The organism is Helicobacter pylori (assembly GCF_015904775.1).
Classification (GTDB): Bacteria; Campylobacterota; Campylobacteria; order Campylobacterales; family Helicobacteraceae; genus Helicobacter; species Helicobacter pylori_DM.
On record NZ_JADZNC010000003.1, the window covers coordinates 151,076 to 160,961 of the forward strand.

The window sequence follows — 9,886 nt, forward strand, 5'->3', positions numbered from 1 at the left end:
AACTTTACTTAGCGTATTTTTTAACCAATTCTTCTAAAGTGAAGCCTTTGTTATCGTCTCTCAATTGCTCTTTTTGGCATTGTGAAATATTTTGCTCCACTTCTTCTTTAGTATTAGAAGTGTCTAAAAGACAAGTTTTTAAGTCTTTTTGGTAATCTTGTATGAATTTGTCAAAGTGCTCTTTGTTGTTATAGACTTTGGCTTGCGATTGGGCGCAACTCTCTTTAAGACTGATAAACTCTCCTTTCTTATGTTCGTTACGCTCCATGCAAATATCTGCAGCAAAAGCGATTAAGACATCTTTATTCTTTCTCAATAACCCCGCAGATTGCATAGCCATTTTATCCGCATCAATAAAAGGGCTTTGCTTTTCTAATTTAGGGTTCATATCCAAAGCGATTTCTTTCAAGCTCTTATTGTCTAAATGCGTTCTTTGGCAATGGGTGGATTTTTTATAAGGGCTTATACCAACGCCATTCATCAGAGCGGCTTTTTCTAATTTTGGATCAATTTTTTTAATGCAAAAAGAAATAGCCGATTGAACGCTCAATTCTTTAGAGCTAGAATAAGGGTCGTGAAATTTTTCATGCGCTTCTTTTTGGCATAGTCTTTCCCTATTGGCTAAATGGGGCGAATTTTTAACGCATTCTTTGGTGAAGTAAGGGATAATGTATGATTGATATTGCGCGTATTCTTTTTCAAACGCTTCTAATTGCGCGAGATTGATTAGCCTTTTTTGTTGGTATTGTTGTTTTTCATAAGCGTTAGTTTTGTCTTTGCATTGTTCTTGTAGCTCTGGGTTATGGAAGTCAGAGCAACTAAAACGACGCTCTTGTTTTTGAATGATGGGCGTTAAAAGAGTGTTTAGGTATGCATCGTTTCTTTTAAAGCACTTATCTTTTAAGCCTTCATTAGTGAAATCACCGCATTGATACTGATCAATCTTTTTAGTGATAATCGGTTCAATAAGCTCTTCTTGAGCCTTTAAGCATTGCTCTATTCCATTGTATTTTTTAGGGAAGGACCACATTTCTTTTTGGCAATCGTATTTTGGGTTATTTTTAGCTTTAGTCAAATGGTCGTTTAAGATTTGCTTGTCTAAAAACGCGCACCCGCTCACGCCTAATCCCATTAAACATGCTAAGCTCAACGCTCTTAATTTTAAAAGTCTTGTTTCTTTCATTTAAACTCCTTGATATGAAAATTGATATGAAAACACAATAAAATCACAACTTGCTCGCCTTATCTAAAAGCATTTGCTTCATTTCTTTTTTCTTGTGTTCTAAATAAAAAACAATAGCGTCTTGAACAAACACGCTTTTATTTTCCCTGAACGCTCCAAATTCATTCAAATACTCTTCTATGCTATTCATCACTTTCTCTGAAATATAGAGCGTGTGGGCTTTTTTCCTGTCTTCTTTTTCATGTTGGTTTGTTTCATGCTTGTTGGCATTCTCAAAGCGATTTTCTAAATCGCTCAGCCTGTCTTTTTTAGTGTTTTTAAATTCCATATTTAGCCTTTAAAGTAGATTGTTTTTAATATCATAACACAATTAAGCGTTATTTAGAATTAAATTATAAATTCTATCATTTTCATTTTTTGCCCCCTAAATACCCAATCAATTCATCATAGAATTGAGACCATTCGTTTTTAGCCTTATTGTCATTGTATTCCATCACGCCCATACCTTCACTCACTGAACGCTTGTAAGCTATCCTTTCGCTTAATAGATTATCCATTAAAAACACGCTTTCATTAGCGTTATTTTGGTTGATAAAATCAATGAGAGCTTTTTTCTCTTTAAGGGTGGGGATAGTAGGGATGCGATTCATCACAATACAAGCTTTCAAATTTTCATTCAACGCTTGGATGTCTCTAATCCTTTCTAGCATGTCTAATAGCACCGCTGTGTCTAGTTGGCTTGGCGTGGTGGGTATTAGCACCCAATCGCTCAATAGCATAGCCCTTTGGCTTTCTTTGGAATGTTCGCCTTTAGTATCAATAAGGATGTATTCGTATTTATCCGTCATCTGTTTTAAGGTGTCTGTAATGTTTCCTGTGCGATTAAAGAGCGTGAAATTAGGCAAACTTGTTTCACTTCTAATATTGTTAAACACTTCCAAACTCTTTTGGCTATCAGTGTCTAATGCGGCAATATCTTTCTTGTCTAGCAATAATTGAACGCACAAGTTCAAACACAGAGTGGATTTACCGCTCCCTCCTTTTTCATTAGCTATGGTGATTATCATCGCTTATTCCTTTATCATTTTGTTAAACATATTTTAAAGATAAATAGCTTAAAATTATATAAAATAGAAAAACTTAATACTATTTTATTGTAAATAGTTATATTATCTGTTAGTTCTTTTTGAAATGGTTAGCAGTGTTTTATTAGTGGTGGTTTTTTAGGGTATTTCTAAAAATGGAAAAATTTAGAGAAAAAGAATATTAAAAGGCGTTACGCCAAATTCAATAACATTATTTAAAAACATGTTATTGAAAATATTAGTGGAACTCACATCCCCATGTCATAATCATCATTAACCGCTTTTTTCATTGGCCTATGCGCTTCTTGGTTGGCTTGCTCTTTTACCTCTTCCCTCTCATCCACTAAACTCGCTCTTTTTTCAGCGTTCATTTTCTCTAAGACTTCTTTAGATTTAGGGATAATCAGCTCTAAATCTTTCACATTCGCCTCTAATCCCTCCACACCTTGATTGATAGCTTCTTTAACTTCTTTGAGTTTTCTTTTCACATTACCACTCAAATAATCGTTCGCTAAAATGTAGTCGCCATTATCCTTGTGGTCTTTATAAATCAGCTTTTGCTCTAAAAGTTCTTTAATGGTGGTTTCTAAGCTTTGAGTTTTAAAATGATCCATAATGAAATGCAAGTCCAAACCCCCTTTTTGATTGATGCTTGCGATTAACGCCTCTTTAGCGTTAGTGATGATGAGTTCTTTTTTAGGGTTTAAAGTCCTTTCAAAAAAGATTTGAGCTTTTTTAGCTTGGGCTTGCCTTGGCTCTATGTTTTGCATTTTAGCGCTTCTATGGGTGATTTCTTTTTCAAAGTCTTTTTCTAATCCTAAGACTTTAAGCGCCATACAAATCTTGTTTGATGTCCTTGCGGTTTTTGTTTTCATTGAGATAGCCAAATTTCTTGACAAATCCATCATAAACAAGATTGAGTTTAGCCCTCTTGTTTTCTAGCTCTAAATCAGAGCTTAAGGGGTTTAATTCCGCGCTCGTTAAATCATTCAAAGCGTCTTTGATTTTAAGATAGGCTTTTAGTCGTGAGTCTTGGGCTTTAGAGTTGATTTTAGTGGGTCTTAAAAAAATGCCTATTTCATTATCTTGCTCCAGTTTATAGTAAAGATTACCCCACTTGACTAATTCCCCCCTTTCTACATTTTTGATAAGTTTTTGGACTTCTTGATAGAGTTCGTTATTTGCATCAATGATGAGAGCGTCTGTTTTAAGGGCAAACCCTAAAGAAGTGGAGCATATTAAAAACAACACTAAGAGTAAAAATAATCCTAATGGCTTTTATTATAAGGCAAGTATTGCTTATATTAGAGATTATGAAATGCGCTATGTTAAAGCAAGAGATGAACAGGGTAATTTAATCCCCCTTAAAGACAAAGAGGGCAATCTTAAGCATTATTCTAATGGCGAAGTGATTTATGAGAATGAAAAAGTTCCTCAAAGAGACAAAGAGGGCAATATCAAGTATATGCAAGATGGCAAAACGCCCTTTTACGAATTTAAAAAAGAAAAGATAGACATAGAGCCGACTTTAGAGATTAAAAATCTCTACAATGTCAATGTTTTTCAAACGCTAGACAAAACTAAGCTTAAAGAATTAGACCCTAAAACTTTAAGAACACAATACATTAGCAATACTTTCTCTATGAATAATCAAAATTTGGTGATTTATGATTTATCCAAGCATTTGAATGAAAAGCAGTATAACAAAGTGCTAGATTATGTCAATCAATATGGGGCAACCCATCATGAAAAAAGAAAGCAACACAAAATCTATCAAGAACCACAGCAACAAATTGCACCTAATACAGACAACAATGCCAAAGAAAACAACACTAAAGAGCCAAACAACAATGAAATGAATATGGCAGAGTTTTCTAAAATGCTTGAAATGGCTCAAAACAATCCCCAAATGTTAGCGATGTTGCAACAAACTCTTAATAAAGGAGCAGAGCAACAAAAGTATGACCACTACTTTGCTAATGATGAAGTAGTGCTTACTCAATCTAAAGGCAGGGGCAGATAATGCAAGATTTTATCAATGGATTTTTAAAGGCGTGGAAAGCTTGGAGTGATGATGGAAAGGACGCTTTTTTAGAGAGTTTTTTAGATGAAGTTAAAAATTCTAAAAATGACCCCACCAATTTTTTAGGCATTTTAGAACAAGAAATCAAGTCTTTAAGTCAAGAGGGCTTAAAAGATGACATTTCTTCTATGCTAGAAGTCATTGAGAGCATGAAAAATGAAATCTCTAATACAAAAGACAATGAAAATGTAAGCGATTTTTTTAATGCGTTCCAACAAGAAATCAATGAAGAGCAATCTATCTCTAATGATAATCCAAGCGAGTTTGTAGAAAGTTTAGAAAAAGTGATTGTTGAGACACAAAATGCTAATAAACATGAGATACAAAATTCTAGCAAAAATGAAGTAGAGCTTACAGAAGAAAAAAGCTTTTTAGAAATGAGCGAAGATGAGTATTATGAATACCAACAAGAGCAATACATACAAATGAATGAAGATGATGGCATTGCACGAGTTAGTGCCAAGTTAGAACAACAAGAGCTTGAAAGAGAAGAGGCTGAGCTTAAAAGTAAGGCACTACAAGATTATGAAGAAAATCAAATTCAAAGAGCTGGAGAAATTAGTATTGCAGAGCATGAAAATAAGCTTGAAAAAGAAGAGCTAGAAAGATACGCCCTAGAGGGCGAAAATAAAGCCCTAGAGCAATATTATGAGAGCCAAAACCCTGATACTCTCTATGAGCAACAAGTTTTTCAAGAGCAAGAAAAAGAGCAAGAAAAAGAGCTTTTAAACCAGCAAGACTTAGAATTAGAGACATTAAGAGATAATAATACCAAGCAAGGTTTGGATAATGAAAGTGCAACACTTTTAGAGAGTTTGCAAGTTATAAGAGATGAAACAAACGAAGTTATCACTTTTTTAAATCCTAATGAGCTTGAATTGCTAAGATCTATAGGAGAAAATACTACAAGTAAAATCGCTTCTATTGCTTTAGAAGAAAGCAATAAGCTTAATGAAAAAGAGCCTAACACACAAGAACAAGGCGAATACGCACAAAAAGAGCAAGAAAAGAAAACACCTAGCAATGATATAGACCTTAAAGACAAATACGCTAGTTTGCATAGTTTCTTTAAACAAACCGAGCTTGATATTAAGCAAAAACGCATTAAGACTAAGCTTGATTTTAAAGAGAGCTTTTTAAATTACGCTAAAAACCACATGAATGAAGATGAATTGAAAGTCTTATTAGTGGTAAGCCAAAAAGAGCCAACCAAGCTCACTAAAGAGCATATCAATTTGATTAAGGATTGCTTAGAACAAGCGCATGGTAATAAGCACATGCAAGATAAGGGCTTGCAATTAAGCGTTAAGTCTATCTTGGGACACCAATTAGAAAAAGAACACCACGAAGTCTTAAAAGATTATTTATCTAAATCTAAAGATAGCTTAGAGCCTATGGATAATAGAGTGTATGAAGTGATGCGAAAGCATTTAGACAAGCAACAAGCAAAAACACTCAAAAATTTAGATAGCACCACTCAAAGTGTGGGGGTAAATGCTATTAAAGAGCAAAATAAGGCTAATAAAAATTCAGAGCAACCTAAAAACTCACAAAATGAGCCAAGACAAGAGACTACTAGCGCTCAAACTAATAGCACCGCTACACAACAAGAAAACACAAAACAAAACCAAGCTATAGAGCAAAATGGCACTACTCAAGCAAAAGAGCCACAATCTAAGCAAGAGCCAAAGAAAACCTTGCATCCTGATGAACCATGGCTAGATTATGACCCTAAAGCTCACAAATGCTTACAAGAACGCCAAAAAGAAGAAATCCAAGAGAAAGCACAGAGTAATAACAGCGATGAGCCTTGGATAGAGCATGGCAAACGCATGCAAGAAAAAGCCAAAGTGCATTATCAAGCTTGTTTAGAAAGAGAAAAAGCTAAAGAATTAGCTAAAGAGCAAAATAACGCTCAAAAAGAAGTGAAAAAAGAAATGCCAACTATAGATTATGGCTACACACAAAATACGCTCTCTAAGAGCAGAAGGCGTTAGGAAAATCCTATGAGTTATATCCCTAATCTCACTGCCTTGCCTTTGCATGAGATTTTATTAGATAATGGCTATGTTATCAACAAAAATAAGCATAGCAAGAATAACCCAAATACCTCCTAAATCTTGTGCCTCCTCATCACCCCTCGCATACAACTTAATAAGCTTACAAAAGAGTGTCAAATTGCCTAAATTCATATTATCAAAAGTGTCGTAATAATAATTTTCAACATTACGATTTTCAAGCATTTTAGCCTACTCAAGGTCGCTATGCTTATTTAAGCCCTCCGCACACGATAAAGCGGTAAGAATGATAGCAGAAGCTTGATGTCCTTTTCCTTGATAAAACATAGGGGTCAATAACGCACCAATCCTACTTTTTCTATCAGTAAGGAAATAGTCTTTAGCTACCACCGAGAAACTAGACTCGCTTTTTTCCTCAAAACCGAAAGAGAGTTTAAACTTGTCCTCTTTTTCTTTTGGCTCTTTAGGAGTTGAAGTCCTGTCCTTAACACTCGGTCCGCTAGTTACCACTTTAATCCCTTTCAACAAATCATCAGCGCTTTTTTCATTTTTAGCGTGAAGTCTCATATGCTCGGTCAATGGAACTTTATTGAACCACTTTAAGAATTTATCGCTATTGAAAGCGTATGCGGCTTCGTTGCCTTTTTGGCTCCTTAAGGTTACACGATTGAACCCAATATTAATGACTTTAGCCTCCACCACTTTGTTGTTGATCGTAGCTTTGACTAACACCCCTACTTTTAATTTATTTTCATTTTGAAAACCCATAAAATACTTCTTGGTAAAATTTGTTTTAATTCCGCTATAATCGGTCGTTCAATGTTTTTTAATATTCTTTATCTTTTTGGCATGGCTTGTTCCTCCTTGTTGTGGTGTGGGCGTTTTTTAAACGCCCCCTTATTTTTGAGTGATCGCATCATCTGATCTCTTTTAAAAGAGCGTTTTTAAAAGCTTTAATGGCGCTTTCACCCACCAATTCAGCGATGCGATAATGCGCGATCAAAAAGTCTAATAGTTTTTCGCTCCTTTGTTGAATCTCTGTAATCCCGAAAGAAGCGTTTTTAGCCACTTCTTTTTCACTATAAGAGCCTTTCATGTATTCTTTTCTTTTTTCCTCAAAAGGCTTGTTGCTTAAAGAGCTGTTAGCGTTTTTAGAAATTAAGAGCAAGTTCCCTAAAGCATGCACGACATGGGGATTTTTAGCCCAACTTTTTTCTTTAGCACTATAGCCTTGATCGGGTTTTTGGGGCAGGATATGCTCAATGCTTTCTAGACTGCTATCAAAATTCAGAGTCGTTTCAGGGTTATGGTGCAACTCGTATTCATACAGCAAGTAATTCAGTGCCTTGTTCCACTCATACCATTTTTTAGCATTATTAAAATTAATATTATTCTCAAGCAGTTTTAAACCACTATGCTCTCCCTTGAAAAAATTCTTTTCTAGCGTTGGAAGATCTTCAATGGTTATTTTATCTCCCCAAAATCTACACGCTTGAATCGCTTTGAAGGCTAATCCAATCCATTCATTTTTAGCCGTATTCTTGCCAGCAACCCCATAGATTAAAAACCCGAAACGCTCTAAATATTCTAATAAGCCTTCCAATTCTTTGGTGGTATAATGCCGTTCATCGCCACTTCTTACAGCAAGCTGTATGGTTAAAAGAGAGAGCAATAAGGGCAGAAAAGCGTTTTCGCTCAAAGCGTTTAAGTGCCGCATTTTGTCTAGTAAGCCGCGCATTTTAGGCGTGATTTCAATCCTAAGCTCTTCATCATCAAGCGTGTGCAAGAAATACCAAACCTTAGAAGAATAAGAAAGATACAATAACAAATCATTTATTTTTTCATATTCGTCATATGATGAGTGGTATTTTTTATGGGCGTCAAACGCTGTATTCAATAATCTCTCTTTAAACCTGCTATTCTCGCCATAATAATACGCCACAAAATGCTTTAAAAAATCCTCTAAATGAGCGTCTTCAAACTGCCTCAAATCGTGATAAATCCTGGTGTAGGTGTCATTGATTTCGTTTTGAAGATTTTCTAAATCTTCTTCATCGCAAATCTTGTGCACCACAAAATGCAAGCGGTTTTTTAACAATTCCAGAGTGGATAGATCCTTACCACGATTGTTAATCGTTTCAAAAGAGCTGAACGGATCGATTCGGTTATCGTTCAATTCCACCACGCTAAAAAGCATTTTTTTAGTGAGGGCATCAAACATTTTTTCAAGAGTTCCAACAGGCGTATCGCTGATTTTTTCTTGAAAAAATGCGTAAGCCTTAATAAGATTTTTAGCGTAAAAAGAAGTTTGAAACGCTTTTAAATCTTTTTCTTCTTCCATGATCGCCCTAAAAGCTTCACTCAAACCATAATACTTATAGGATAAAATGGGTTCGAGGTTCATTGAATAATACTTTGGGTCTTTGTTTTGGGTGGTTTTTGCTAAAAGGCCCAGTAAAATCAGGCTTGTAGCCAATCGTTGCTGGCCGTCTATGATTTCAAAAGCACTGCTTTCAAACTCATTTTCAGACTCTCTTAAGGTTAAACTATGCATGTAATGGAATTTGTTTCCTAGCTTAGAGACATGCTCTAAATCGTTCCAAAAATCCTCTAATTGCTCTTTCTGCCATGCATACCCCCTTTGATAGCTAGGGATTTCAAACACGCCTTTTTCAATCACTCCGTCTAAATCCAACAATTCCATTAAAATCCTTTCTTAATAATGAGTGGGTTATGGGTTAAAAACCCATAATCCCTTAACTTTTTCGCTCAATCAATTTCATTGAATTTTGAAGTTGTAGGTAATTTGTCAAACAATATGCGTTTTTATTGACTAATTCTTCGTATTCTTGGCTCCCTTTTTGAGCGCAAACGCCATAAATCCCTAACGATCCCCCATCATCAACTTCAATGCGATCATGGTCAATCTTTAGGGCAAAAACGCTCCGTTGGACTATAGCTTCTTTAGTTGATTTCTCATACACAATAGCAACAGCATAATCCGCTTTACGCACCTTTTGAAAATCCTCTTCTTGAGCCACTTTATCCATTCTTGGGCGAAAAAAAGTCAAAGTGCATTCCTCACAAGCTTGTTTGAAAGGCTTGCCTTCTAAATCCGTATTTGTTGGATCGTTGTAATAATCGCTTTTGAATAAGCACAACAACAAATTGTATTTTTCATGCACTTTTAAATCTTCTAACTGAGTCATCGTCTTCTCCTTGTATTGAATTTAACTCTGTAAGCCCCACTGATTTAAAAATGGGGCTTATGGAATCAAATGGTTGAAAAATGCGGTGTGGGTTAATGCAAGAGGGAATAAAAGGGTTAATGAAAGGGGGAATAATAAAAAATAGGGGATTTTTAAATAGGTTTTTGTAAAAGGGATAAAAAGTTATGGTAGCGTTGCTTGATTGCTTGATTGCTTGATTGCTTGATTGAATGATTGAATGATTGAATGATTGAATGATTGAATGATTGAATGATTGAATGAATGATTGAATGATTGAATGAATGATT

Annotated in this window: 5 protein-coding genes and 4 pseudogenes; 2 read left to right on the forward strand and 7 right to left on the reverse strand. The window is 35.2% G+C overall.

Annotated features, from left to right (window positions below; translation table 11 throughout):
- Positions 1-4: 4 nt before the first annotated feature.
- From I6852_RS03220 to I6852_RS03235, 4 genes and pseudogenes are all read right to left on the reverse strand, one after another.
- Entirely contained in the window at positions 5-1,183 is a 1,179-nt protein-coding gene (locus tag I6852_RS03220) for a hypothetical protein (protein WP_197291523.1), read from the reverse strand.
- A 43-nt stretch (positions 1,184-1,226) separates the two neighbouring features.
- On the reverse strand, positions 1,227-1,511 hold the full coding sequence (locus I6852_RS03225; RefSeq protein WP_120982575.1) for a hypothetical protein: 285 nt from the start codon (positions 1,509-1,511) through the stop codon (positions 1,227-1,229).
- 82 nt (positions 1,512-1,593) lie between these two features.
- Positions 1,594-2,250 (reverse strand): ParA family protein, encoded by a 657-nt coding sequence (locus I6852_RS03230; protein WP_000587412.1) that lies wholly within the window; start codon positions 2,248-2,250, stop codon positions 1,594-1,596.
- 266 nt (positions 2,251-2,516) lie between these two features.
- Positions 2,517-3,480 (reverse strand): annotated as a pseudogene (locus tag I6852_RS03235) (hypothetical protein); the annotation flags it as partial.
- On the opposite strand from I6852_RS03235, the pseudogene I6852_RS07975 reads away from it, so the two are divergent.
- Together I6852_RS07975 and I6852_RS03245 are read left to right on the forward strand one after the other, a co-directional pair.
- Positions 3,473-4,291, forward strand: a pseudogene (locus I6852_RS07975) (ArdC family protein); the annotation flags it as partial. The pseudogenes I6852_RS03235 and I6852_RS07975 sit on opposite strands and share 8 nt — an antisense overlap.
- Positions 4,291-6,348 (forward strand): hypothetical protein, encoded by a 2,058-nt coding sequence (locus I6852_RS03245; RefSeq protein WP_197291522.1) that lies wholly within the window; start codon positions 4,291-4,293, stop codon positions 6,346-6,348. The pseudogene I6852_RS07975 and the gene I6852_RS03245, both read left to right, overlap by 1 nt.
- A 105-nt stretch (positions 6,349-6,453) precedes the next feature.
- On the opposite strand, the pseudogene I6852_RS03250 reads toward I6852_RS03245, so the two are convergent.
- The 3 genes and pseudogenes from I6852_RS03250 to I6852_RS03260 all read right to left on the reverse strand — a co-directional run.
- Positions 6,454-7,137 (reverse strand): annotated as a pseudogene (locus tag I6852_RS03250) (hypothetical protein); the annotation flags it as partial.
- A 148-nt stretch (positions 7,138-7,285) separates the two neighbouring features.
- Positions 7,286-9,073: a DUF262 domain-containing protein gene (locus tag I6852_RS03255; protein WP_197291520.1), complete on the reverse strand. Its 1,788-nt coding sequence runs from the start codon at positions 9,071-9,073 to the stop codon at positions 7,286-7,288.
- Positions 9,073-9,578: pseudogene (locus tag I6852_RS03260) on the reverse strand (hypothetical protein). Before I6852_RS03260 ends, I6852_RS03255 begins: the two are co-directional and overlap by 1 nt.
- Between the last annotated feature and the right edge of the window lie 308 nt (positions 9,579-9,886).

Excerpts from the sequence above, each read along its gene's own strand:
- I6852_RS03220 (WP_197291523.1), bottom strand. The coding sequence starts at position 1,183 with ATGAAAGAAACAAGACTTTTAAAATTAAGAGCGTTGAGCTTAGCATGT.
- I6852_RS03225 (WP_120982575.1), bottom strand. The coding sequence starts at position 1,511 with ATGGAATTTAAAAACACTAAAAAAGACAGGCTGAGCGATTTAGAAAAT.
- I6852_RS03230 (WP_000587412.1), bottom strand. The coding sequence starts at position 2,250 with ATGATAATCACCATAGCTAATGAAAAAGGAGGGAGCGGTAAATCCACT.
- I6852_RS03245 (WP_197291522.1), top strand. The coding sequence starts at position 4,291 with ATGCAAGATTTTATCAATGGATTTTTAAAGGCGTGGAAAGCTTGGAGT.
- I6852_RS03255 (WP_197291520.1), bottom strand. The coding sequence starts at position 9,073 with ATGGAATTGTTGGATTTAGACGGAGTGATTGAAAAAGGCGTGTTTGAA.